23 protein-coding genes are annotated in these 23114 nt (G+C 66.4%); 11 read left to right on the plus strand and 12 right to left on the minus strand.

All coding sequences use genetic code 11. The annotated features are described in order from the left end of the window. Positions 1–16 precede the first annotated feature (16 nt). A complete protein-coding gene (locus tag CAFEA_RS03210; protein ID WP_063938240.1) occupies positions 17–4648 on the plus strand; it encodes an ATP-dependent helicase in 4632 nt (1543 codons plus the stop codon). Between the two features lie 23 nt (positions 4649–4671). Here CAFEA_RS03210 and CAFEA_RS03215 read toward each other — a convergent pair whose 3' ends face one another. Both CAFEA_RS03215 and CAFEA_RS03220 read right to left on the minus strand, forming a co-directional pair. Next, positions 4672–6222 carry an HNH endonuclease signature motif containing protein gene (locus CAFEA_RS03215; RefSeq protein WP_063938242.1) on the minus strand — a complete coding sequence of 517 codons (1551 nt, stop codon included), beginning with the start codon at positions 6220–6222 and terminating at the stop codon, positions 4672–4674. Positions 6223–6313: 91 nt separating this feature from the next. Continuing rightward, entirely contained in the window at positions 6314–6550 is a 237-nt protein-coding gene (locus tag CAFEA_RS03220; RefSeq protein WP_034999453.1) for a YciI family protein, read from the minus strand. Positions 6551–6560: 10 nt separating this feature from the next. On the opposite strand from CAFEA_RS03220, the gene CAFEA_RS03225 reads away from it, so the two are divergent. Next, entirely contained in the window at positions 6561–7403 is an 843-nt protein-coding gene (locus CAFEA_RS03225) for a DNA-formamidopyrimidine glycosylase family protein (protein ID WP_034999454.1), read from the plus strand. Here the strand turns inward: CAFEA_RS03225 and CAFEA_RS03230 are convergent. Next, positions 7333–7986, minus strand: a complete 654-nt coding sequence (locus CAFEA_RS03230) for a DedA family protein (protein ID WP_063938244.1) — start codon at positions 7984–7986, stop codon at positions 7333–7335. The two genes, CAFEA_RS03225 and CAFEA_RS03230, sit on opposite strands and share 71 nt — an antisense overlap. A gap of 113 nt (positions 7987–8099) precedes the next feature. Further along, the gene (pgi, locus tag CAFEA_RS03235; protein WP_076590006.1) at positions 8100–9737 is read right to left on the minus strand and encodes a glucose-6-phosphate isomerase; all 1638 of its coding nucleotides are present in this window, start codon (positions 9735–9737) and stop codon (positions 8100–8102) included. Between the two features lie 110 nt (positions 9738–9847). On the opposite strand from pgi, the gene CAFEA_RS03240 reads away from it, so the two are divergent. Then, a complete protein-coding gene (locus tag CAFEA_RS03240; RefSeq protein ID WP_063938438.1) occupies positions 9848–10186 on the plus strand; it encodes an antibiotic biosynthesis monooxygenase family protein in 339 nt (112 codons plus the stop codon). 7 nt (positions 10187–10193) lie between these two features. Here CAFEA_RS03240 and CAFEA_RS03245 read toward each other — a convergent pair whose 3' ends face one another. Then, positions 10194–10487 (minus strand): chorismate mutase, encoded by a 294-nt coding sequence (locus CAFEA_RS03245; protein ID WP_034999457.1) that lies wholly within the window; start codon positions 10485–10487, stop codon positions 10194–10196. Between CAFEA_RS03245 and pcrA the strand changes: the two genes are divergently transcribed. Further along, the gene (pcrA, locus tag CAFEA_RS03250) at positions 10426–12867 is read left to right on the plus strand and encodes a DNA helicase PcrA (protein WP_082855701.1); all 2442 of its coding nucleotides are present in this window, start codon (positions 10426–10428) and stop codon (positions 12865–12867) included. The two genes, CAFEA_RS03245 and pcrA, sit on opposite strands and share 62 nt — an antisense overlap. Before the next feature lie 4 nt (positions 12868–12871). Here the strand turns inward: pcrA and CAFEA_RS03255 are convergent, their stop codons facing one another. Together CAFEA_RS03255 and CAFEA_RS03260 are read right to left on the minus strand one after the other, a co-directional pair. Then, a complete protein-coding gene (locus tag CAFEA_RS03255; protein ID WP_034999460.1) occupies positions 12872–13570 on the minus strand; it encodes a M23 family metallopeptidase in 699 nt (232 codons plus the stop codon). Between the two features lie 317 nt (positions 13571–13887). Further along, entirely contained in the window at positions 13888–14628 is a 741-nt protein-coding gene (locus tag CAFEA_RS03260; RefSeq protein WP_063938248.1) for a M23 family metallopeptidase, read from the minus strand. Positions 14629–14934: 306 nt separating this feature from the next. On the opposite strand from CAFEA_RS03260, the gene CAFEA_RS03265 reads away from it, so the two are divergent. The 6 genes from CAFEA_RS03265 to CAFEA_RS03295 are packed head-to-tail and all read left to right on the plus strand — an operon-like array spanning position 14935 to position 20586. Continuing rightward, on the plus strand, positions 14935–16170 hold the full coding sequence (locus tag CAFEA_RS03265; protein ID WP_143313280.1) for a cell division protein PerM: 1236 nt from the start codon (positions 14935–14937) through the stop codon (positions 16168–16170). Between the two features lie 10 nt (positions 16171–16180). Beyond that, entirely contained in the window at positions 16181–16765 is a 585-nt protein-coding gene (gene purN, locus CAFEA_RS03270; RefSeq protein ID WP_238635449.1) for a phosphoribosylglycinamide formyltransferase, read from the plus strand. Continuing rightward, entirely contained in the window at positions 16758–18296 is a 1539-nt protein-coding gene (gene purH / locus CAFEA_RS03275; protein ID WP_063938253.1) for a bifunctional phosphoribosylaminoimidazolecarboxamide formyltransferase/IMP cyclohydrolase, read from the plus strand. The genes purN and purH overlap by 8 nt, the downstream gene beginning before the upstream one ends. A gap of 14 nt (positions 18297–18310) precedes the next feature. After that, complete coding sequence (locus tag CAFEA_RS03280) at positions 18311–19180, plus strand: serine hydrolase (RefSeq protein WP_082855702.1); 870 nt, start codon at positions 18311–18313, stop codon at positions 19178–19180. A gap of 9 nt (positions 19181–19189) precedes the next feature. Beyond that, the gene (locus CAFEA_RS03285; protein WP_126858369.1) at positions 19190–19762 is read left to right on the plus strand and encodes a hypothetical protein; all 573 of its coding nucleotides are present in this window, start codon (positions 19190–19192) and stop codon (positions 19760–19762) included. An 11-nt stretch (positions 19763–19773) separates the two neighbouring features. After that, positions 19774–20586, plus strand: coding sequence for a serine hydrolase (locus CAFEA_RS03295; protein WP_083651412.1), 813 nt, complete (start codon positions 19774–19776; stop codon positions 20584–20586). On the opposite strand, the gene CAFEA_RS03300 is transcribed toward CAFEA_RS03295, so the two are convergent. From CAFEA_RS03300 to rpmB, 5 genes are all read right to left on the minus strand, one after another. Further along, entirely contained in the window at positions 20583–21266 is a 684-nt protein-coding gene (locus CAFEA_RS03300; RefSeq protein ID WP_063938259.1) for a TetR/AcrR family transcriptional regulator, read from the minus strand. The genes CAFEA_RS03295 and CAFEA_RS03300 overlap by 4 nt on opposite strands. Positions 21267–21413: 147 nt before the next feature. Next, positions 21414–21665 carry a 30S ribosomal protein S18 gene (rpsR, locus tag CAFEA_RS03305; RefSeq protein ID WP_172796731.1) on the minus strand — a complete coding sequence of 84 codons (252 nt, stop codon included), beginning with the start codon at positions 21663–21665 and terminating at the stop codon, positions 21414–21416. A gap of 11 nt (positions 21666–21676) precedes the next feature. Further along, positions 21677–21982, minus strand: coding sequence for a 30S ribosomal protein S14 (rpsN, locus tag CAFEA_RS03310; RefSeq protein WP_034999472.1), 306 nt, complete (start codon positions 21980–21982; stop codon positions 21677–21679). 3 nt (positions 21983–21985) lie between these two features. Beyond that, complete coding sequence (gene rpmG, locus CAFEA_RS03315) at positions 21986–22150, minus strand: 50S ribosomal protein L33 (RefSeq protein ID WP_006841072.1); 165 nt, start codon at positions 22148–22150, stop codon at positions 21986–21988. Then, the gene (rpmB, locus tag CAFEA_RS03320) at positions 22150–22386 is read right to left on the minus strand and encodes a 50S ribosomal protein L28 (protein WP_063938261.1); all 237 of its coding nucleotides are present in this window, start codon (positions 22384–22386) and stop codon (positions 22150–22152) included. The genes rpmG and rpmB overlap by 1 nt, the downstream gene beginning before the upstream one ends. Positions 22387–22824: 438 nt before the next feature. Between rpmB and CAFEA_RS03325 the strand changes: the two genes are divergently transcribed. Further along, positions 22825–23094, plus strand: coding sequence for a type B 50S ribosomal protein L31 (locus CAFEA_RS03325; RefSeq protein WP_034999480.1), 270 nt, complete (start codon positions 22825–22827; stop codon positions 23092–23094). The last annotated feature ends 20 nt before the right edge of the window (positions 23095–23114 follow it).

A 23114-nucleotide genomic window follows, 5' to 3' on the forward strand; every position in this document is an offset into this window, starting at 1 on the left:
CGCTAAGGTGGGCGTGATGAACGCGCCGATCCTCAGCCGCTTCCACCCGCAGGTGGCCCAGTGGTTCGGGGACGTCTTCGCCGCGCCGACCGCGGTGCAGGAGCAGGCGTGGCGCGCGATCTCCGACGGCGAAAACGCGCTGGTGGTCGCCCCCACCGGCTCCGGCAAGACGCTCGCGGCATTTTTGTGGTCGCTGAACTCGTTGGTGGAGCGCGCCGGGCAGCAAGCCCTGCCTATCGACGGCGCGAACAGCTCCACCCACGGCGGCGTGCGAGTCCTCTACATCTCGCCCCTGAAAGCGCTGGGCGTGGACGTGGAGAACAACCTGCGCGCGCCGCTGGCTGGCATCGCGCGGGTGGCGCAGAAGTTGGGCCGCGACATGCCGGACATCTCGGTCGGGGTGCGCTCGGGCGACACCCCGCAGTCCGAGCGCAACCGGCAGGTGCGAAAGCCGCCGGACATTCTGATCACCACGCCGGAGTCGCTGTACCTCATGCTCACCTCGAAGGCGGCGGGCATCTTGAAGACGGTGGACACGGTCATCGTGGACGAGATCCACGCCCTGGCTGGCACGAAGCGCGGCGTGCACCTTTCGCTCTCGCTGGAGCGGCTGCGGCGGCTGGCGGGTAACTTCCAGCGCATCGGCCTGTCGGCCACGGTGCGCCCGATCGAGGCGGTGGCCAACTTCCTCGGCCCGAAGACCACCATCATCAATCCGCCCGCCGAAAAGCGCTGGCAGCTTTCCGTGAGCGTGCCCGTCGAGGACATGAGCGACCTGCCCGTGCCGGAGGACGCCTCCACGATCGGCGACGCGGTGTTCGACGACGCGCTGGAAGAGGCGGAGCCAGTCCAGCCGCCGGGCGCGGTGAACTCCATCTGGCCGCACATCGAGCGCTCCATTTACGACGAGGTGATGGCGCACCGCTCCACCATCGTGTTCGTGAACTCGCGCCGCACCGCCGAGCGGCTGACCAGCCAGCTCAACGAGCTGTGGGCCAAGGAGCACGACCCGGAGGCGCTCTCGCCGCAGACGCGGCGCCCGCCGGCGCAGCTGATGAAGTCGGTCGACACCGCTGGCCACGCCGCGAACGTGATCGCGCGGGCCCACCACGGCAGCGTGAGCAAAGACGAGCGCGCCCAGACCGAGACCATGCTCAAGGAGGGCACCCTGCGCGCGGTTGTGTCCACCTCCTCGCTGGAGCTGGGCATCGACATGGGCGCGGTTGACCTGGTGATCCAGGTGGAGTCGCCGCCGTCGGTGGCCTCCGGGCTGCAACGCGTGGGGCGCGCCGGGCACACCGTCGGCGCGGTCTCGGAGGGCACCTTCTACCCGAAGCACCGCTCCGACCTGGTGCAAACGGCGGTGACGGTGCCGCGGATGCGCTCCGGCCTCATCGAGGAGCTGCACACCCCGCGCAGCCCCCTGGACGTGCTGGCGCAGCAGACCGTCGCGGCGGTGGCGGTCGAGGACCTGGACGTCGACGAGTGGTACGACACGGTGCGCCGCGCCTGGCCGTACCGGGACCTGGCGCGCGAGGTATTCGACTCGGTGATCGACCTGGTCGTCGGCGTCTACCCGTCCACGGACTTCGCCGAGTTGCGGCCCCGCGCCATCCTGGAGGGCTCGGTGCTGAAGGCGAGGCCCGGCGCCCAGCGGGTCGCCGTCACCAACGCCGGCACCATCCCGGACCGAGGGATGTTCGGCGTCTTCCTGCTCGCAGGCGCCGAGGACAAGGCTCCCCGCCGCGTCGGCGAGCTCGACGAGGAGATGGTCTACGAGTCTCGCGTCGGCGACGTGTTCACCCTCGGCGCCTCCAGCTGGCGCATCGAGAACATCACCCGCGACCAGGTGCAGGTCTCACCCGCGCCGGGGCACACCGGCCGCCTGCCGTTCTGGACCGGCGACGGGCTCGGCCGGCCGTACGAGTTGGGCAAGGCGGTGGGCGCGTTTCGTCGAGAAGCAAAGAGCTCGCTGGACAAAAGCCTGGACGAGCGGGCGCGGACCAACCTGCTGCAATACCTCGAGGAGCAGGAGGAGGCCACCGGCATCCTGCCGGACGAGACGACGCTGGTGCTCGAGCGGTTCACCGACGAGCTGGGGGATTGGCGCGTGGTGCTGCACACCCCCTTCGGCAAGGGGGTGAACGCGGCGTGGGCGCTGGCCACCGGCTGGCGGGTGGCGCAGGAGACCGGCATGGACGCCCAGGCGGTCGCGGGCGACGACGGCATCGTGCTGCGCCTGCCGCAAGGCGACAAGGATCCGGACGGGGCGGTCTTCCAATTCGACGCCGACGAGATCGCCGACATCGTCACCGAGCAGGTGGGCAACTCCGCCCTGTTCGCCTCCCGGTTCCGCGAGTGCGCCGCCCGCGCCCTGCTTCTGCCGCGCCGCAACCCCGGCAAGCGCGCGCCCCTGTGGCAGCAGCGCCAAAGAGCAGAGCAGCTGCTGGACGTGGCCCGCAACTACCCGTCGTTTCCGATCATCCTGGAGACGGTGCGCGAGTGCCTCCAGGACGTCTACGACCTGCCCGCCCTGCAGGAAGTCATGCGCGACATCAACACGCGCCGGGTGCGCATCGCCGAGGTGACCACGGACCAGCCGAGCCCCTTCGCCTCCTCGCTGCTGTTCAACTACACCGGCGCGTTCATGTACGAGGGCGACACCCCGCTGGCGGAGAAGCGGGCCGCGGCGCTGTCGCTGGACCCGTCGCTGCTGGCCAAGCTGCTCGGCACCGTGGAGCTGCGCGAGCTCTTGGACGCCGACATCATCGCGGAGGTCGACGCCTCGCTTCGCCGGCTCGGCCGCGCCGAGACCTCGGAGCAGTTCGCCGACACGCTGCGCATCGTGGGGCCTTTGCCTATCGACGAGCTCCGCCTCTACACCACGGTGCCCCTCGAGTCCTTGGAGCAAGCTTTGGGCGCGCGGATGATGCGGGTGCGCATCGGCGGGCGCGAGCACGTCGCCCAGGTGCTCGACGCGCCGCTGCTTCGCGACGGCCTCGGCGTGCCCGTCCCGCCCGGCGTGGCCGCCCAGGTGCAGACCATCCCCGACGCGCTGGCCCAGCTGGTCGGCCGCTGGGTGCGCACCCGCGGGCCGTTCACCCTGCGCGACCTGGCCGACGCCTTCGGCCTGGCGGTCGGCGCGGCGCACGCGGCGCTGCAGCCGCTGGTGGACAAGGACAAGGTCATCCCGGGCCGCTACCGGCAGGGAATCGAGGAAGAGGAATACGTCGCCGCCGAGGTGCTGCGGATCATCCGGTCGCGCTCGCTGGCGGCGGCGCGCGCCCAGACCCGCCCCGTTTCGCAGTCCGCCTACGGGCGCTTCCTGCCCGCGTGGTCGAACGTCGCCCCGGTGGGGGTGACCCCGGCGCTGCGCGGGGCGGACGGGGTCTACTCGGTGCTGGAGCAGCTCGCCGGGGTGCGGCTGCCGGCCAGCGCGTGGGAGTCCCACATCCTGCCGGCCCGGGTGGGCGACTACTCGCCGGTGATGCTCGACGAGCTCACCGCGTCGGGGGAGATCACCATCGTCGGCGCCGGCAAGGCGGGCGCGCGCGACCCGTGGATCATGCTGCTGCCGGCGGACTACGCCGCTCAGCTCATGCCGCAGGTCGACGAGCCGCTGCTGTCGCTGACCCAGTCCCAGGTGATGGAGAAGGTGCGCCGCGGGGGTGGGTTCTTGTTCAGCGATCTCCTCGAGCCCACTACCACGACCGAGGAGCTGCGCGAGGCGATGTGGGACCTGGTCGAGGCTGGGTTTTTGGCCCCCGACTCGTTCGCGCCGATCCGGGCGCGGCTCGCCGGAGGCAAGACGGCGCACAGGGCGCGCCGGAGGCCGTCGCGAAGCAGGGTGCGCTCGGGGCGGACCTCGTTCGCGGCGAGCGTGCCGCCGGACATGGTGGGGCGGTGGTCGCTCACACCGACGCCCGACGACGACGCGACGCGGCGGTCGGTGGCCCTCGGCGAGTCGCTGCTGGACCGCTACGGGGTGGTCACCCGCGGCTCGGTGGTGGCCGAGGACATCCTGGGCGGGTTCGCGCTGGCGTACAAGACGCTGTCCGGGTTCGAGGCCTCCGGCAAGGCGATGCGCGGCTACCTGGTGGAGGGGCTCGGCGCGTCGCAGTTTTCCACCCCGGCGACCATCGACCGGCTGCGAGGCCACCAGGATTCCGACGACGTGGTCGGCTGGCCCTCGGGCGCCCGCGAGCCGCACGTGCACGTGCTCGCCGCCACGGACCCGGCGAACCCGTACGGGGCGGCGCTGCCGTGGCCGGCGCAGGGACCGACCCGCTCGGCCGGCGCGATGGTGGTGCTGATCGATGGGCTCCTGGCCGCGCACGTCACCCGGGGCGGGAAAACGATGACCACGTTCTTCGACTTCTTCCCGGACGGGGTCGACGACCCGATGCCGTTGGTTGTCGGCGCGCTCACGGACGCGGTGCGTGCAGGCCGGATGCAGCCGTTGAGTGTGGAAAAGCTCGACGGTGGGCCGGCCTTTTCGCTCAAGGAGTACGGGGCGACGGCGACCCACAAGGGCGCGAAGATCGGCGGGCGTGCCTCGGCGCCCCCGAAGCGGCGCGGGCGCAGCGTGGCGGAAGCGCTGGGGGAGCTCGACGGCAATGAAGGTGCCGGACCAACCTTCGACGACTAATTCACGTTGGAAGCGCATGGCTTTTAGGGCCGCATCGGCATGCGGTGGGTGGGTCGATGGTTGGCCTGGCCCGCGCGCCCCGGTGGTGGCGGTGGGGAAGTGGGCCAGTGCGTTTCTGCAGGTGGTGGAGCCGACGTCGAGTTCCGTTTCGCCCGGATCCGATTGACCGCCGAGTGCATGGCGGGATCCGTGGTGTTGGTGTGGCGGGTACCGTCGGCCTTTACCAGGACGGCGCCGCCGGTCTCCGGGTCGTAGTCCATGTACCCCTTATTAAAGGAGCCGTCCCGGTGGTCGTTGTTGCACCTGTGGTGGGTGGGGCACAGGCCGGTGAGGTTCTCGATGTCGGTCGCGCCGTAGCGTAGCCAGGAGATGATGTGGTGGGCCTCGCACTCGCTCATTGAGGTCGTGCAGCCGGCCCAGGAGCACACGCCCTGCACCGCGAACATGGCGATGCGCTGGCCCACCGACGCGAGCCTCCGCGACCGGCCGAGGTGCAGCGGCACCCCGGAAAGCCCGTCGACGGTGAGCAGGAAATCGCTCGTGCCGCCCATTCCTAGACGAACCAGATCGAAGGCGTCGAGCTCCACCCCGACGTTGGTCTGGAACAGGGTGTTGGCGTCGGCCCCGGCGAGGTCGTCCAACGTGATGGACACGACCACCGACGCCGCGCCGCCGTTCGCGGCCTGCTGCCCCTCCTCGTACTGGCGCAGGATAGCCATGTACTGGTCGTAGCGGCGCTGCCCCTTTGTGCGCGGGTCGCGGTCGCGCTGGAGCTCGGCTGGGATGTTGGCATTCGGCGACAGCCCTTTGTCGGTGAGCGCCTTGTACAGCGCGTAATCGGCGCGGGTCATGGACAGCGTCACGTCGAAGGTACCGTCGCTGTTCTCCCTGCCCAGCGAGGCGTCGCGCTTTTCAAAGCCAGCGTTCGGGTTCGCCTTCACGTGTGGCTTGTTGGCCTCGGCGACCAGGCGCTTCACAAACAGCCGCAGATCTTTCTCGTCGCGGTACTTCGCCTGCTCCATCGCGCGGGCGTAGATGCGCATCCGCTCGCCTTCGGCTGCCTTGAGCAGCTTGTCCAGCTCGCGGCGGATGATGTCCTGCTTGGCGGCCGGGACCTCGTCGGCACGCTTGCGGGCCTCCTCCTGGTCCTTGCGGCGGCGCTCGGCTTCCTCGTCGGCGGCCTTGCGTGCGGCCTCCTCCGCAGCGGAGCGGTCCTCCTCCGAACCGTCCTCTGCGTCGAAGAGGTCGTCCAAATCCGGCTCGGGCGGAGGCGGCGCGTCGAACAGCGCCTTCGCCCTCGCGAGGCGGTTGTACGCTTCCCCGCGGGAGATTCCGAGCTTCTCGGTCAGGTAAGCGTCCGGGTGGTTCGCTCCGACCAGCTTGCCGGCGTCCGCCAGCACGCACGCCTGCGCGAAGGCGGCGTCGACGTACGCCTTCTTGTCCATCGCGCGTTCGAGGCGCGCGATGTCGCGGGTGATGGTGGCGAGGGGGAGGGCCGAAGGATCGTCCAGAAGCTGGCGCAACTGCGACAGGCCGTCGGTGACCTGGTCCACGAGCTCGGCGATTCCGTTCATGACACACCCTCCTTCCCGCAACATTTCTCGGGTGTTGGGTGTCAATGTATCGGCGCGTCCGACACGCCAAATCAAAAATAGAACAGGTGTTCTAAATTAGCTGCTTGACCAGGTGGTTAGCAGCCAAAAGGCTGAGTCGTGGGTTCGCTTCACGTACGTCTTTCACTGCGCGCACGAACTGCGCTTTGGGGTCGGTGCCGGTCTCCGCGAGCACCCCGCGCGCCCACTCGACAGCGGCGTCCATGTCCGGGAAGAAGCCCACCAGCGACTCTTCCGGCGTCGGCCCGGTGTTAACAGTGTTGAAGATTTTGCGTAGAAATTGGAACATAGACCCCACTATGCCCGAAGGTGATTCCGTCTATCAGCTTTCAAAACGTCTGCAGTGGATGCAAGGCCGCGAGGTCACAGCCACCAGCATTCGCGTTCCGCGCTACGCCACCGTCGACTTCACGGGCATGACCTGCGAGCGCGTCTGGCCGTACGGCAAGCACCTGTTCATGCAGTTCGCCAAAGACGGCTACCAGCCGCAAATCCTGCACACCCACCTGAAAATGGAGGGCACGTGGTCCATGTACCGCGCCGGCGCCAGGTGGAAAAAGCCCGCTCACGCCGCCCGCGTGGTGCTTTCGCTTAGCGACGAACCAAAGGCCGACATCGAACTCGTCGGCTTTTGGCTCGGGCTGGTCCGTGTCTTCCCGGCCAGGGAATACCAACAAGAGATGGGCTACCTCGGACCAGACCTGCTCGACCCCGACTTCGACCTCCACGAGGCGGTGAGGCGCATCGAAGCCGAGCCCGGCCGCGAGATTGGCCGTGCGCTGCTAGATCAGCACAAACTCGCCGGCATCGGCAACGAGTACCGGGCGGAGATCAACTTCTTGGCTGGAACGCATCCGGCGGAGTTGGTGCGTGACGTGGACGTCGAGAAGCATGTGCGTCTCGCCCGCAGGCTGATGTGGGCGAATAAAGATGCCCCCGTCCGCGTGACCACCGGGATCAAGCGGGCGGGGGAGACGAGTTACGTGTTTGGCCGCAACAATAAGCCGTGCAGGCGGTGCGGCACCCTGATCACCAAGGGATTCCTCGGCGGGGAGGGCGACCTGGAGCGGGTTATTTGGTGGTGCCCGCGGTGTCAGCCTGCACCTTCGCCGCGTTTTTCTCGCGCACCGCACGGCGGATGAAGAACACCAAAAAGCCCAGGATGATCAGGAGAAGCACCACGTAGATCACGTTGGAGTAGGTGTCGGCGTACTCGGTGGCCTTCTCCCAGTTGTCGCCGAGGACGAAGCCCAGGTAGATCAGGATGGCGTTCCAGATGCCGGAGCCCAGGGTCGTCCACAGGCCGAAGGTGACCAAGTTCATCTTGCCCAGGCCGGCGGGGATGGAGATCAGCGAGCGCACGCCGGGGATGAGGCGGCCGAAGAACACGCTCGGCTTGCCGTATTTGGTGAAGAAATTCATGGCGGCGTCCACGTCGGAGGTGCGCACGAGCCACATCCAGTCGGCGATTCTGCGCAGTCGCTCGAGTCCCAGCCACACGCCGACCCCGTAGAGCACGTATGCGCCGATGACGGACCCCAGCACGGACCAGATGAACACGTTCAACATGTTCAGCGACCCCTGCGCGACGGTGAAGCCGGCGAGTGGCAGCACCACCTCGGACGGGATGGGCGGGAAGAGGTTCTCCAAGAGGATCGCGATGCCGACGCCGGGTGCGCCGAGGGTCTCCATGAGGCCCACAATCCAGTCGATGATGCTCTGCATTGGGCCTATCTTGCCCTACTCAACCTCAAGCGTCCAAGTGTGCACCGGCGCGTCTGCCTGGGAATTTTTCATGTACTGGCGTAAAACCCGCGCGAGTCCATCGGCGTCGCCCATCAGCGGTGCTCCCGGTACCAGGCGATCAGGCTGTCGGTGGAGGAATCGCCCGTGTCCGGCGCCTCTTCGCCCGCGACGGCGGCGGCCAGGTCGTTCGCCTGCGCCTTGCCCAGCTCCACGCCCCACTGGTCGAAGGCGTTAATGCCCCAGATCGCGGCCTCGACGAACACGACGTGTTCGTACAGCGCAATCAGCGCGCCCAGGCTGAACGGGGAGAGCTCCTTCGCCAAGATGGTGGTGGTGGGGCGGTTGCCCGGCATCACCTTGTGCGGGGCCAGTGCGTGTGCCACGCCCTCGGCCTCAATCTCCTGCTGGGTCTTACCAAAAGCCATGACCTTCGTCTGCGCGAAGAAGTTGCCCATGAGCAGGTCGTGCATGGAGCCCTCGCCGGTGGCGGTGGGCAGGTCCGCCCGCGGCTTGGCAAAGCCGATGAAGTCCGCCGGCACAAGCGTGGTGCCTTGGTGGATCAGCTGGAAAAACGCGTGCTGGCCGTTGGTGCCCGGCTCGCCGAAGTAGATTTCGCCGGTGTCGTGGTCGACGCTTGCGCCGTCGATACGCGTGTGCTTGCCGTTGGACTCCATGGTCAGCTGCTGCAGGTACGCGGGGAAGCGGGCGAGGTCCTGCGAGTACGGCAGCACCGCGTGCGTCTGCGCCTTGTGGAAATTGCGGTACCAAATGTTCAAAAGCCCCATCAGCACCGGCACGTTCTCCTCAAACGGAGCGGTGCGGAAATGCTGGTCCATGGCGTGGAAGCCGTCGAGCATGCGCATGAAATCCTCCGGGCCGATGACGGCCATAAGCGACAGCCCGATCGCGGAATCCATGGAGTAGCGCCCGCCTACCCAGTCCCAGAACGGGAACATGTTGGCGGTGTCGATGCCGAACTCGGCCACCTTCTCCGCGTTGGTGGACACGGCCACGAAGTGCTTCGCAATCGCGGACTCGTCGCCGTCGAACTGCTCGAGCAGCCAGCGCTTCGCGGCGTGCGCGTTGGCCAGCGTCTCCTGGGTGGTAAACGTCTTGGAGGCGACGATGAACAGCGTTTCTTCCGCATCGACCTCCGCGAGCACCCGCGTCATGTCCGCCGGGTCCACGTTGGAGACGAACTCTGCGGTAATTCCTGCGGTGGCGTAGGTGCGCAGCGCTTGCGCAGCCATGGCCGGGCCCAGATCCGAGCCGCCGATGCCGATGTTGACCACCTTGGAAATCGTCTTGCCGGTGTGGCCCACCCACTCGCCGCTGCGCAGCTTGGTGGCGAACTCTCGCATCTGCTTCAGTACCGCGTGCACGTCCGCGGTGACGTCCTGGCCGTCCACGGTCAGCTCGGTGCCTTCGGGGGCTCGCAGGGCGGTGTGCAGCACCGCGCGGTCCTCGGTGGTGTTGATTCGCTCGCCGCTAAACATCGCCTCGATGCGGCCTTTCAGGTCCGCTTCTTCCGCGAGCGTGAGCAATTGCTTTGCGACGTCTCCGTCCACCAAGTTCTTCGAAAGATCCACCCGAAGCCCGGCCGCGTCGAATGTGTAGCGCTGCGCACGCTCATCGTCCGCCCGGAACAAATCCCGCAGGGTGGTGCGGGACTTTTCCGCGTGGAGTTTTTCCAGCTTGCCCCAGCTTTCGGTGGACGTGATGTCGTGCATGTCAGCCTCCCAGGTGGCAGTCCAGGTCGCGGTTGGGTTGTCCTTGTTCAAAGGTAGCCAAAACTCGCAAGGAGCGTCCGTGTGACGGGAATGCATGGATAATGGCTGCCATGAGCATTGTGAAAATCAACGCGATTACTGTCCCCGAGGGCGCCGGAGAAGAGCTGGAGCGCCGGTTTGCCGCCCGCAAGCATTCCATCGACGGCCACCCCGGATTCGAGGGCTTCCAGTTGCTGCGCCCGGTCAAGGGCGAGGACCGCTACTTCGTGGTCACCCGCTGGGCGGACGAAGAGTCCTACAACGCGTGGTGGGAAGGCGCCGGCCGCGCCGGGCATGGAGAAAACGCGGGGGAGAAGCCCCGCAAGCCGGTGTCGCAGTCCGCGGACTTGCTGGAGTTCGAGGTCGTGCTCGACTCCACCGACGGCGCAACCACCGCCGGTGAGGCGTAACGGGGCCTTACCCCAGCTTGCCCCGGCCCAGGCGCAGCAGGATCTGCGCTAAGCCGGGGCCTTCCTCACCCAGTTCGTCGCGGAACTGGTTAATTATGGCCACTTCGCGGGTATGCACCAGGCGGGTGCCGCCGGAACCCATGCGGGTTTTGCCGATGGCGCGGGAGATTTCGCTGCGGCGCTTCACCGCGTCGAGGATCACGCGGTCGAGCTTGTCGATCTCTTTGCGGTACGCCTGAATCTCCGCGTCCGAGAGTGGGTCGTCTGTGCCGGAAGGCATGCGGATTTCAAGCTCGCTCATGACTGATCATTATGCCAGTTCGAACACCCGCACGGGTCGTGTCGGAGGCGTTAGTACAGTTACGGCCATGACTGATCTGACCCTGGGTTTGAATCCGCAGCAGCAGGCCGCCGTCGTCCATGAGGGCAGCCCGCTGCTCATCGTTGCGGGCGCGGGCTCCGGCAAGACGGCGGTGCTCACCCGCCGCATTGCGTACCTGCTGCACAACCGCGGTGTGGCGCCGTGGCAGATCTTGGCCATCACCTTCACCAACAAGGCCGCCGCGGAGATGAAGGAGCGAGTAGGCCAGCTGGTCGGTCCGGAGGCGGAGCGGATGTGGGTGGCTACGTTCCACTCGGTGTGCGTGCGCATCCTGCGCCAACAGGCGCAGCTGGTGCCGGGGCTGAAGACCAACTTCACCATCTACGACTCGGACGATTCGCGTCGGCTGCTGGGCATGATTGCCAAGGACTTCAACCTTGATTTGAAGAAGTTCACGCCGCGCACCCTGGCCAACGGCATTTCCAACCTCAAAAACGAGCTGGTCGGCCCGGAGCGTGCGCTGGCGGACGCGGAGCGCACCCACAACCCGTTCGAGACCACCGTGGCCAAGGTCTACGCGGAGTACCAGCGCCGCCTGCGCCAGTCCAACGCCCTGGATTTCGACGACCTGATCGGCGAGGTGGTGCGCATCTTCAAGGAGCACCCCCAGGTCACGGACTATTACCGCCGCCGCTTCCGCCACGTGCTGGTGGACGAGTATCAAGACACCAACCACGCCCAGTACGAGCTCATCCACACCCTTGTCGGCGACGGCCCGGATGCGCCGGAGCTTGCGGTGGTGGGCGATTCGGATCAGTCCATCTACGCGTTTCGCGGCGCGACCATCCGCAACATCGAGGAGTTCGAGCGCGACTACCCGAACGCCACCACGATCATGCTGGAGCAGAATTACCGCTCCACGCAGAACATCCTCGGCGCGGCGAATGCGGTGATCGCGCAGAACGAGGGACGCCGCCCGAAGAAGCTGTGGACGGATCAGGGTTCCGGCGAGAAGATCGTTGGCTACGTCGCAGACAATGAGCACGATGAGGCGCGCTTCATCGCCTCCGAGATCGACACCCTGGCCGATAGGGGAGTGCCGTACTCGGACATGGCGGTGATGTACCGCACCAACAACGCCTCCCGCGCGCTCGAGGACATCTTCATCCGCTCCGGGATCCCGTACAAGGTTGTCGGCGGCACGCGCTTCTACGAGCGCCGCGAGATCCGCGACATCGTCGCCTACCTCAAGGTTCTGGAGAACCCGGACGACACGGTGAGCATGCGCCGCATTGTCAACGTGCCCAAGCGCGGCATCGGCGACAAGGCGCAGGCGATGGTGGCGCTGCATTCGGAGAACAACAATCAAAGCTTCGGGCGATCGCTTGTCGACGCCACCTCGGGCAACGTTGACATGCTGGCCAAGGCCGCCACAAACTCGATCACGCGCTTCGTGGACTTGATCCGCCAGATACGAGACGACATGCCGTCGATGCGCAACGAGGTCACGGGCATGCCGGACTTGGGCGCGTTGATCACCCGGGTGTTGGAGGACACCGGCTACCGCGCCGAGCTGGAGGCGTCGAACGACCCGCAGGACGGCGCGCGCCTGGACAACCTCAACGAGCTGGTCTCTGTCGCCCGGGAGTTCTCCTCTGAGGCCGCGAACCAGGTGGCGTACATGACGGACGAAGAACTCAACGAGGTGATGCAGGAAGGCGAACCCGCCCCGGGCTCCCTGCAGGCGTTCTTGGAGAAGGTCTCCCTGGTGGCGGACGCGGACCAGCTGCCGGAGCACGAGCAAGGCGTGGTCACGCTGATGACGCTGCACACGGCGAAGGGCCTGGAGTTCCCGGTGGTGTTTGTCACCGGGTGGGAGGACGGGCAGTTCCCGCACCTACGCGCCCTGGGAGACCCGGCGGAACTCGCCGAGGAGCGACGCCTGGCGTACGTGGGTATTACCCGCGCGAAGGAGCAGCTCTACCTGACGCGAGCGATCCTGCGCTCTTCATGGGGCTCCCCGGTGACCAACCCCGCCAGTCGCTTCCTCGCAGAGGTCCCGGAGGACCTCATCGACTGGCGGCGGTTGGAACCGGAGCGTTCGTTCAGTTCTGACGCGTGGGGCGCGACCACCCGCTCCCGCCCGCCGGCCCGTTCCCGCCGGGGCGGGTCCGGGGCCAAGGTGCACAAGAACCTCAACCTGGCGGTGGGGGACCGGGTTAATCACGCCAAGTACGGGCTTGGCACCGTGATGGCGGTCGAGGGCTCGGGCGTTCGGGAGACGGTGACGATTGACTTCGGCTCCTCGGGCACCGTCCGCCTGATGACGATCGGCGGCGTGCCCATGGAGAAGCTCTAGCCCGCTAGATCTTGATCCCTTGGGCGGCGAACCACGGCACCGGGTCTACCTGGTTCACGCCGTCCGGCTTGATCTCGAAGTGGAGGTGCGGGCCGGTGGACTGGCCCTCGTTGCCGATGGAGGCAATCTTCTGTCCGGCGGTGACGCGCTGGCCCACGGAGACGTCGTAGTGGCGCATGTGGCCGTAGACGGACACCTCGCCGCCGTCGTGCTTAATTACGACCCAGTTGCCGAAGCCGCGAGCCGGGCCTGCGGAGATGACGGTGCCGTCCATGACGGAGTAGATCGGGGTGCCCAGGTCATTAGCAATGTCGATGCCCTGGTGCACGGTGCCCCAGCGCGGGCCGAAGCCTGAAGTGAAACGGCCGGATGCCGGGGTGACTACGGTGCGTCCGTCGGCGGTGCGGCCGCGCTGTGGCGCCACCCAGTCGCTGCCTTTCGCAGGAGCAAACGCGGCGGCGAGCGGAGCCTCGAGAGCGCGGGGGTCGTAGACGATCTTGTAGTCGCCTGCGGTGATCGTCGCGCCGCTTTCCTTGATGGCGCCTGCGGCTTTCGCAACTGCGCCTATAGCTTGGCCCGCGTCGGAGATGGTTGCGCCGCCCACGGTAACGGTCAGGGCGGTAGCAGGCGCGGGGGCCAGGGTGAGCGCCATTGCCGCTGCGGCCGAGACGGCTGCGATGCTCGAAGTGAGACGTCGGTTCATGTTTGGGGGATACCTTTTCTAACTCTGTAGAGGGCTAGGCGCGGTCTCGGCCACGCACACATGCAGAGAATCTAACCGGCAAAACGCCCGCTGGCAATGCTGTGACGTGCACGTTTGTTCGAATCTGGAGAAAAACTTAGGTGTCTGTCCAGCTCACCCGGCGTGTTACTGCTGTGAAAATTGTTACGCATGGTATTTAAGGTCGGGGGTGGTGTATTTACCCCCGTCAAAGAGGCTGTGCGCGTCAACTGCGCAAAAACGGGGCCTCCCGCACGTCGAAAAGCGAGGAAGGCCCCGTTGGAAAAGGGCTGAAAAGTTTAGAGGCCGATGCCTCGGGCTGCCAGCCAGGAAGCCGGGTCGGACGGGGTGGCGCCGTCCGGCCAGATCTCAAAGTGGAGGTGGGAGCCGGTGGAGAAGCCCTCGCTGCCCATGCCGGCGATGAGCTGACCGGGCTGCACAACCTCGCCGACGGCCACGTTGAGGGTCTGCATGTGGCCGTAAACGGAGATGGAGCCGTCCTCGTGGCGGATACGGATCCAGTTGCCGTAGCCCTGCGCCGGGCCAGAGTCGACCACGGTGCCAGCGGCAACGGCGCGGATCGGGGTGCCTGGGGAGTTGGCGATGTCGATGCCGTTGTGCATCGAGCCCCAGCGCATGCCGAAACCGGAGGTGAAAGCGCCCTCGGCCGGCTTGGTAAACAGTGGAGCGCGGGCGGCTTCGTCCAGGCGGGCAACCTCGTCGGAGTGCTGGATAGCCTTGTCGAGCTGCTCGGTGAGGTTTTCCACCGGCTTGTACTCGGCGATGGCCAGGATCTGCGGTGTCTCTTCGGCGGAAGCCTCGGTCACTCCCGGATCCGCGCTCTGCAGCTCGTCGGCGTCTGCGGCGAGCTTGATGTTCTGTCCCTGCTCGGCGACCTGGTTGCTGGTGAGGGCACCTGCAACGAGGCCGGAGAAACCAGCGGTGGACACAGCGCCGGTGGCTGCTGCGACGACGGCAACGCGCCCCTTGTTAGGGGACTGCTTGCGGTGCTTGCCGCCCTGCTTCTTAGAGTTGAACATGAGCCCTCTTTGAGATCTTCCGTTGGCCGTTCCTCCCGCTGTTCACGGCGGAATCGTAACCTTCCTGTTATCTACGAGAGGTTACTGTAACGAATTGGTTTCGTCGGAGCAAGACAGAAGCTGAAATATTTCTTAAATCGAGCTTATTGGGGTGAACGTTACATCCCCGTCTTTTTGGAGATGCGCGCCACGCCGTTGCGCGGTGAAGGTGCAACGCCGCTTTTTGCCAGGTGGCACGGGCACGTGGCGGGGCGTGCGGGTGTCATTGTGGTGGGTGCTGAGTCTGGGGTGGCAGAGTGGGACACGATGAGCACCACACCCAACCAGAGGCCGCGTCAGTCGGATGCGCGCCGTCAGCGTCGCAAAGGCGCAAGCAAGCGCAAGATCACGGGCATCAAACGCCCGGCTGCGAACGACAAGGTTCCTGCCACCGCGAAGGAGCGCGTGCGCCACTACCTGCCGTACGCGATCGTGCCCAATTTGGCGTTGGTGCTCGGGCTTGTCGCGTTGTGCTTCGCGGTGATCCTCATCGCTGGTTGGAGCCTCACGTATTTCCCCGGTGCGGTCGGTGAGGCATGGTTCGCGCTCCACGGCGTGCCGTTGCTTATCGACGGCGTCTCGCTCACCGCAATGCCGCTGCTGCCCGCAGTGGGTGTCGCGGCTGTGGTGGCGGTGCAGGTACGAAAAGCCACCGCGGGCCGCGTCAGTGTGCTTGACCTGCTGACTCTGCTCGGGCTTGCGCTCGGCCTGCCGCTCGTGGTCAGCGCCATCGCGTTGTTCATGGTCTTCGACGCCTCGAATGTGTACCCGGTTGGCACACCGCCTGTCGTCGCGGCGTTCGCTTACCCGCTGATCGTGCATCTGTTGGGCTTCATCATCGGTGTACGGCGCGTGGTGTGGCACGCCCTGGCAAAGCGCAGCGGCATCCCCGCCGAGACTGTCGACGCCGGGGCCAACGCGGCGAACCTCATCCTCCGCCTGCTCGCGGCGGCGGCCGTCGTTTTCCTTATCGTCCTTGCCTTCGGCTACGCTCGCGTCGGTGAGCTGGCCTCGCAGTTCCCGCAACTCGGCGTCGCTGGGGGAACCGCTTTGGCGGTGCTAAGCCTGCTGTACCTGCCTAACGCGGCGGTCGCACAGCTGGCGGTGCTCCTCGGCGGCAGCTTCGAGGCCGCCGGAGCGGGTGTGAGCCTGTTCGCCGCCTCCAACGTCGCGTACCCGCCGCTGCCGCTGTTCGCGGCTATCCCGGCGCAGATGCCGCAGTGGGCTCCGGTGCTGTTGGTTGTGCCGGCGGCGGTGCTGGCGCATGCCTTCGTGGCCAAGCCGATGACGCTCGAGGGCGTCGCGGCGACCGCGACGTGGGCCGCACTCATGGGAGCGCTGCTGGGCATCTTCTCGGCTGGGGGTGCCGGTGCCTACGGGCTCGTCGGAACTGATCCGTTCGCGCTCGCATTGTCGCTGTTTATCTGGGTGGCGCTAGCCGGCGCGCTTGTGCGCGGGGTGGCGCTGGTGAGGCAACGCGCATCCGCGCGCAGCGGTAGTTAGACTTAAGCCCGTGAGTGACTCTGCGAAATCGGTGGCCGTCCTCGCGTCGGGCACCGGCACCCTGCTGAAAGCGATCATCGATAACCAAGAGAACCGCTACCGCGTTGACATCGTGGTGGCGGATCAAATTTGTCCAGCGCTGCAACGGGCTAAAAACGCTGGCATCCGCACGGCCGTGGTGCCGATGGAAGCAAACCGCAACACCTGGAACGACAAAATGGTGGCCGCTGTGGCCTCCGTCGAGCCGGACTTGGTGGTTTCCGCGGGGTTCATGCGGCTGCTCGGACCGGCGTTCGTGCAGGAATTCGAGGGGCGAACGATTAACGCCCACCCGTCGCTTTTGCCGTCGTTCCCGGGGGCGCACGCGGTGCGCGATGCGCTGGAGCACGGCGTGAAGGTCACCGGCTGCACGGTGCACTACGTGGACGCCGGCCTGGACAGCGGCGAGATCATCGCCCAGCGCGCCGTTGAGGTGCAGCCGGGGGACACAGAGAGCGAGCTCCACGAACGCATTAAGAAGGTGGAGCGCGAACAGATCGTTCACCTGCTCCGCAACCTCGAAATTGCAAACGGAAAGGCTGTATTTAATGTCTAAGCGGGAAATTAAGCGCGCGCTGATCAGCGTCTACGACAAGACCGGGCTGGAGGAGCTGGCACGGGCGCTCGGCCAGGCGGGCGTGGAGATTGTCTCTACCGGCTCCACCGCCAAGCGCATCGCCGACGCGGGCGTTTCCGTCACCGAGGTCGCGGACGTGACCGGCTTCCCGGAGGTGCTCGACGGCCGTGTGAAAACGCTGCACCCGCGTGTGCACTCCGGCATCCTCGCGGACCTGCGCAAGGACAGCCACGTGGATCAGCTACAGGAGCTGGGCATTGAGCCGTTCGACCTCGTTGTGGTCAACCTCTACCCGTTCGAAGAGACCGTTGCTTCCGGCGCCACCTTCGACGAGTGCGTCGAGCAGATCGATATCGGCGGCCCGTCCATGGTCCGCGCCGCGGCCAAGAACCACCCGTCGGTCGCCGTGGTCACCTCGCCTGCCCGTTACGGTGAGGTCGTCGAGGCCGTCAAGGGCGACGGTTTCGACATCGAGCAGCGCAAGCAGCTCGCACTCGAGGCGTTTACGCACACTGCGCTTTACGACGCCGCGGTCTCCTCCTGGCTGTCCAACCAGCTCGGCGCGGACGCCTCCGGCGCCGGCGAAGGCACCACCGACTTGCGCTACGGCGAGAACCCGCACCAGGCCGCCCGCCTGGAAAACGAGGGCTGGGGCCTTGCCGCCGCCACCCAGCACGGCGGCAAGGAGATGAGCTACAACAACTACCAGGATGCCGATGCTGCATGGCGCGCCGCCTGGGACCACGAGCGTGCGTGCGTGGCAATTATCAAGCACGCCAACCCGTGCGGCGTGGCCGTCTCCGATGTCTCCATCGCGGACGCGCACAAGAAGGCCCACGCGTGTGACCCGGTCTCCGCCTACGGTGGCGTGATCGCCTGCAACCGCGAGGTCACCCTGGAGCTGGCAGAGCAGATCAAGCCGATCTTCACCGAGGTCGTCGTCGCACCGTCCTATGCCGCGGACGCGCTCGAGCTTTTGCAGACGAAGAAGAACCTGCGCATCCTCGAGGTCGAGCCGAAGCAGCAGGACGAGGAGCGCAAGCAGATCGCCGGCGGCTGGCTCGTGCAGGAGCGCGACCGCTTCCAGGCAGAGGGCGACAGCGCCGCCAACTGGACCCTGGCGGCCGGCGAGGCTGCCGACGAGCAGACCCTCGCGGACCTCGAATTCGCGTGGCGCGCAGTGCGTTGCGTGAAGTCGAACGCGATTCTGATCGCGGCCGAAGGGGCGTCGGTAGGCATTGGCATGGGCCAGGTCAACCGAGTCGACTCCGCAAAGCTCGCCGTGGACCGCGCCAACACCCTCGACGAGGGCCGCAACCGCACCAACGGTGCCGTCGCCGCCTCCGACGCGTTCTTCCCCTTCGCGGACGGGTTCCAGCTGCTGGCTGACTCCGGTGTGAAGGCCGTGGTCCAGCCCGGCGGCTCCATCCGCGACGAGGAGGTCATCGCCGCCGCCGAGGCCGCCGGCGTGACCATGTATCTGACCGGCACCCGCCACTTCGCCCATTAGAAAGATCGTTTCCCGTGCCCTCTAAAGTTGCAGCCCTGGCCCTGACCGCGGGCCTGGCGTTTCCCATGTCATCGGTACCGACGTACACGGCGATCGACCAGATTCCCGTGATTGGCCAGCCGATCGTGCAGGCCTACAACCAGCTGCCCCCGCAGGTGAAAAACGCCATCCGCCTGCCGCTGCCGCTGACCACCCCGAAGCCCGGCAAGGCGCAGCATGTCGCACCGGCCGTGGACGTCCAGGCACAGCTGGACCGACTCGTCGCGGACGTGGTGGGGCGCCATGGTGGCCGCGCCACCGTGGCGGTCGGCCCCTTCACCGCGGGCGACAACCGTCCGGAGCCGGCGTTTTCGACCATGAAGGTGCCGCTGGCCATTGCCGCGCTGCGCCAGGACCAGGCGTTTTACCCGGACGCTGAAGCCGCTGTGACCCGCTCCGACAACCCCGCCGCGCACCGCATGTTCGGCCAGGTGCCGGCCGCGAGTTACGAGGGCGTGATCCGCGAAGCGGGTGCCCGTACGACCACCCCGGCCGGCTACCAGATGGGTACGATGTGGACCACCAGCGACCAGGCCGAGTTCGCCTCGGGCCTGCGCTGCGTTGCGGGGCACGAGCCGGTGCTGGACATGATGGGGCGGATCGTGGACTACCAGCACTGGGGCCTGGGCCGCATCGGCGGCGCCCGCTTCAAAGGCGGCTGGAACCACCACGAGGGCGGGCACCTGGCCCGTCAGTTCGGCCTGATCCCGGGCCCGCACGGCGACATCGCCGTGGCTATCACCGCCCACAGCCCGAAGGGCCACGAGGGCAGCTTCGCCATGCTGAACGAGCTCGCAAACGGGTTGAACGCCATGCGCGGCGACCTGCCCACGTCGCGCTGTTAGGGGTGTGCCATGACCAATCAAGGCTCCAGCAAATGGTCACCGGACCAGCCACACTTCACGGATCCGGACGTAGGACACACACAGCAGTTCAGCGCGGTGCCGCAGCAGCAGTACGGCCAGCCCAACGACTACCAGACGAGCTACCAGCCGCCTGAGCCGGCGGACAAGCGCGGCGGTCCGAGCCCGTGGCTCTACGTGCTCGCGGCGCTGCTACTCGCCGCACTTGTCGGTGTGCTCGCCTTTATGGGCGGTTCCGGCGCGTTCAACCGCTCCAGCGAGCCGGTGACCAGCACGGTGGTTGAGACTCGTACGCTGCCGAAATCGGAGGCTCCCGAGCAGCGGCCCAGTGAGCCGTCGAAGCGCACGTACTCGCAGTACGCCCCGGATACGGAGGTGACCTCCGCAGGGTTTGCCGCCAATGTGTACGAGGCGTTCCAGGGTACCTACGCCCGCACCGGCACGACGGATATGACGGTGTCCGTGTACAGCCCGGCCACCGAAATCACCTACCGCATGACCTGCTCTGGTGGGGAGACGGTGTACTGCACCGGCGGCAACAACGCCCGGGTCAAGATTTGGTAGCTCGCTGGCGCTTGGGGCTCGCCGCAGCCGGCGCACTGTTGTTGTCCGCCTGTTCGGGCGGCCAGGAAACCGTGACCGTCACCTCCGTGGTCACCTCTGAGGTCACGGAGGCGCCGGCCTCCGTCCCCGATGCGCAATTGCTTCTCGACGCCACGGTCGCCCACGTCGAATCCATCTACGGCGGGCAGCTGGGCGTCGCCACGGTAAGGAATGAGGAGCCGGTAGCGGCCGGATTCACCGCCCCGAGCCCCGCCTGGTCCACCATCAAGGTGCCAATCGCCATAGCCGCCATGCGCGCTTTTCCCGGACTCGAGGAAGACGCCCGCGCCGCGGTGAGCGCGTCGGACAACGCGGCGGCGCAACGCCTCTACGACGCCGTCGGTGCAGGCCCCGTCGACGGGGTCCTTGACCAGGTCGGACTTGCCACGGGATTGAACACGGAACCGCTCCGGCCCGAGTTTTCCACTTACGGACAAACCCAGCTCAGCGTGGCCGACGAAGCCGTGCTTGCGGGGCAGCTCGCCTGCGTGGAAGGCGCTGGGCCCGTGCTCGCGCTCATGGGGCAGATCGACCCTTCGCAGGCGTACGGACTGGGAACGATCGGGGCGCTGTTCAAGGGAGGCTGGGGTCCGGACACCGCGGGTGCCTACCAAGTACGGCAGTTCGGGCTCGTCCCGCGCGGAGACGGTGCGCTGGCACCGGTCGCGATCACGGCGCTGCCCGCGGACGGGACCTACGAGACGGGCCAGGCCATGCTGAGCGCTGCTGCGGAAACACTCGCCGCCGGTCCGATGCAGTTGCCGGTTGCGGCCTGCCAGCCCTAGTCCTGCTCGTTCTTGCGTGAGACCAAGTCCACCAGCTCGAGCATGCGCTCCGTGCGGCGGTCCGGCAGGTCCGTGTGGAGGACGTCCAGCACGGCGTCGGCGATGGTGACGGCGGGGGCGGGCAGGGCGTCGTCGACAAGCGGGAAGGGCGCGGTGCCTGTGTTGTCGCGCATCTCGATGGCCGCGAGCGTCATGTGGAACGGCAAGTCGATGCGCGGGTCGTCCTCGCCGACGATCTGCCCCGACAGCTTGCGGAAGATCCCCTCCAACTCTTGGCGCGCCTCGTGGTACTCCGCGAACTCCTCCGACAGCAGCACCGGCAGCTGGTAGAGCCTGCCGATGTTCCAATTCGACGACAGCAGGATCCGCGACTCCGCGGCCACCAGCGCCCACAGCTTCACCGCCGCCGACTCGTCGGTCTCGGCCAGATCCGACGCGAGCGCCAGCGCCGGCTGGATCGTGCCCATCAGCAGCGTGAGAAAGATGTCGCGCTTGGAGGGGAAGTGGTAGTACAGCGAAGCTTGGCGCATGCCCACCGCGTCCGCGATGTCATGGGTGGAGGTGGTGGCGAAACCCTTGCGGGTGAACAGTTCGGAGGCGGCGTCGAGGATCTCCTCGCGCGCGGTGGCGCCTCTTCGGCGGGGGCTTTGCTTGCGTGGCCGTCCGACCGGTTTCGCCATGCCTTCCGTCCTTTCTGGGGAGCTCGCTGTTTGCGGTTGCGCGGGATAACTATAGACGAAAAGCACCCGCTCTCGACCCTCCGGGGAGGGGAGTGCGGGTGCTTCTTTTGAGCCGAAGACTCTACGCTGTCATCGTCAACCGGCTAATTAGCGGGTGGTGAACGGCAGAAGAGCCATCTCGCGCGCGTTTTTCACAGCGGTAGCGACCTGGCGCTGCTGCTGCGGGGTCAGGCCCGTGACGCGGCGGGAACGGATCTTGTGGCGGTCGGAGATGAACAGACGCAGGGTCTCAACATCCTTGTAGTCGACCGACTCGATGCCCTTCGCCTTCAGCGGGTTCTTCTTCGGGCGGCGGGACTGCTCAATGCGCGGCTTACGCGAATTGTTGCGCTTCATAATGTGAGTCCTCCTTACCACGAAGACTTACGGACGCCAGGCAGCTCACCACGGTGAGCCATCTCGCGCATACGGACACGGGAAACACCGAACTTGCGGAGGTAGCCACGGGGGCGACCGTCACGCGAGTCACGGTTGCGCACGCGAACCGGGGAGGCATCGCGCGGCTGACGGTTGAGCTCGAACTGGGCGTCAAGACGGTCCTCGTCAGAGGTCTCCGGGTTCTTGATGATGGCCTTGAGCTCGTTACGACGCTCCGCGTAGCGGGCGACGATCTCTTTACGCTGCTCGTTCTTAGCGATCTTGGACTTCTTCGCCATGGATTATCGCTCCTCGCGGAATTCGACGTGCTTGCGAACAACCGGGTCGTACTTCTTCAGCGTGATGCGATCCGGGTTGTTGCGCTTGTTCTTGCGGGTCACATAGGTGAAACCGGTGCCCGCAGTGGACTTGAGCTTGATGATCGGGCGGATATCGTTACGTGCCATTAGATCTTCTCACCTCGTGCGCGGATCTTGGTGACGACGGACTCGATGCCGTCGCGATCGATGATCTTCAGACCCTTGGTGGAGACGTTCAGGGTGATGGTACGGCCCTCGGAGGGCAGGTAGAACCGGCGCTTCTGCACGTTGGGGTTCCAACGGCGCGAGTGGCGGCGGTGCGAGTGCGAGACGGTCTTGCCGAAAGACGGCTTACGTCCCGTGACCTGGCAATGTGCCGACATGGGTTAGCTTCCTTACTCTTCTTGCCGCCCACGACACGATCGCTATGTGAGGAAAAGCGCCAGGTGAGAAGCGGAGTGAGGGTCCGCGACCAGCGCAAGTGCAATCGGTTGACGCAGGCGTATACGTGTACTTCGACAACAGCGAGGAATCACCCTACCGTCTTAGGCCTCTATCTCATAATCGCGTCTGGCTGGCCTTTCGATCGCCCGACGCTAGCGACGCCCGGGGAGGGGCCACCGGGCCGAGGGGGCGTCGATAGGCGGAATGTGCAATTAGGTAAACGCGCACGTGAACTGTAAGATACTGCGGGTTATCCGGCGACCGCCGGATGCAAAGACCATTTCGCACCCAACTCGGGCACGATCTTCGCGCTCGCTTCTCGTCGCGAGAGGCGCGGAGAACCGACCCGTAGTTCAATCCTGAGGGAGACGAATCAAATGAGGAAAGACATTCACCCGGATTACCACCCGGTGATTTTCCAGGACGCAAACACGGGCCACAAGTTCCTGACGCGCTCCACCCTGACCTCCGCACGTACTGAGCAGTGGGAAGACGGCAACGAGTACCCGCTCGTGGTCGTGGACGTCACCGCTGAGTCCCACCCGTTCTGGACCGGCGCGCAGCGTCTCATGGACACCGCTGGCCGCGTGGAGAAGTTCAACCAGCGTTTCGGCGGCATGGCCCGCCGCAAGAAGAAGGCCAACTAGAGGGGATAAAGGAGACTCGT

It is taken from the genome of Corynebacterium afermentans subsp. afermentans (assembly GCF_030408355.1).
GTDB classification, from domain to species: domain Bacteria; phylum Actinomycetota; class Actinomycetes; order Mycobacteriales; family Mycobacteriaceae; genus Corynebacterium; species Corynebacterium afermentans.

Excerpts from the sequence above, each read along its gene's own strand:
- CAFEA_RS03210 (WP_063938240.1), top strand. The coding sequence starts at position 17 with ATGAACGCGCCGATCCTCAGCCGCTTCCACCCGCAGGTGGCCCAGTGG.
- CAFEA_RS03215 (WP_063938242.1), bottom strand. The coding sequence starts at position 6,222 with ATGAACGGAATCGCCGAGCTCGTGGACCAGGTCACCGACGGCCTGTCG.
- CAFEA_RS03220 (WP_034999453.1), bottom strand. The coding sequence starts at position 6,550 with ATGTTCCAATTTCTACGCAAAATCTTCAACACTGTTAACACCGGGCCG.
- CAFEA_RS03225 (WP_034999454.1), top strand. The coding sequence starts at position 6,561 with ATGCCCGAAGGTGATTCCGTCTATCAGCTTTCAAAACGTCTGCAGTGG.
- CAFEA_RS03230 (WP_063938244.1), bottom strand. The coding sequence starts at position 7,986 with ATGCAGAGCATCATCGACTGGATTGTGGGCCTCATGGAGACCCTCGGC.
- pgi (WP_076590006.1), bottom strand. The coding sequence starts at position 9,737 with ATGCACGACATCACGTCCACCGAAAGCTGGGGCAAGCTGGAAAAACTC.
- CAFEA_RS03240 (WP_063938438.1), top strand. The coding sequence starts at position 9,848 with ATGAGCATTGTGAAAATCAACGCGATTACTGTCCCCGAGGGCGCCGGA.
- CAFEA_RS03245 (WP_034999457.1), bottom strand. The coding sequence starts at position 10,487 with ATGAGCGAGCTTGAAATCCGCATGCCTTCCGGCACAGACGACCCACTC.
- CAFEA_RS03255 (WP_034999460.1), bottom strand. The coding sequence starts at position 13,570 with ATGAACCGACGTCTCACTTCGAGCATCGCAGCCGTCTCGGCCGCAGCG.
- CAFEA_RS03260 (WP_063938248.1), bottom strand. The coding sequence starts at position 14,628 with ATGTTCAACTCTAAGAAGCAGGGCGGCAAGCACCGCAAGCAGTCCCCT.
- CAFEA_RS03265 (WP_143313280.1), top strand. The coding sequence starts at position 14,935 with ATGAGCACCACACCCAACCAGAGGCCGCGTCAGTCGGATGCGCGCCGT.
- purH (WP_063938253.1), top strand. The coding sequence starts at position 16,758 with ATGTCTAAGCGGGAAATTAAGCGCGCGCTGATCAGCGTCTACGACAAG.
- CAFEA_RS03285 (WP_126858369.1), top strand. The coding sequence starts at position 19,190 with ATGACCAATCAAGGCTCCAGCAAATGGTCACCGGACCAGCCACACTTC.
- CAFEA_RS03300 (WP_063938259.1), bottom strand. The coding sequence starts at position 21,266 with ATGGCGAAACCGGTCGGACGGCCACGCAAGCAAAGCCCCCGCCGAAGA.
- rpsN (WP_034999472.1), bottom strand. The coding sequence starts at position 21,982 with ATGGCGAAGAAGTCCAAGATCGCTAAGAACGAGCAGCGTAAAGAGATC.
- rpmG (WP_006841072.1), bottom strand. The coding sequence starts at position 22,150 with ATGGCACGTAACGATATCCGCCCGATCATCAAGCTCAAGTCCACTGCG.
- rpmB (WP_063938261.1), bottom strand. The coding sequence starts at position 22,386 with ATGTCGGCACATTGCCAGGTCACGGGACGTAAGCCGTCTTTCGGCAAG.
- CAFEA_RS03325 (WP_034999480.1), top strand. The coding sequence starts at position 22,825 with ATGAGGAAAGACATTCACCCGGATTACCACCCGGTGATTTTCCAGGAC.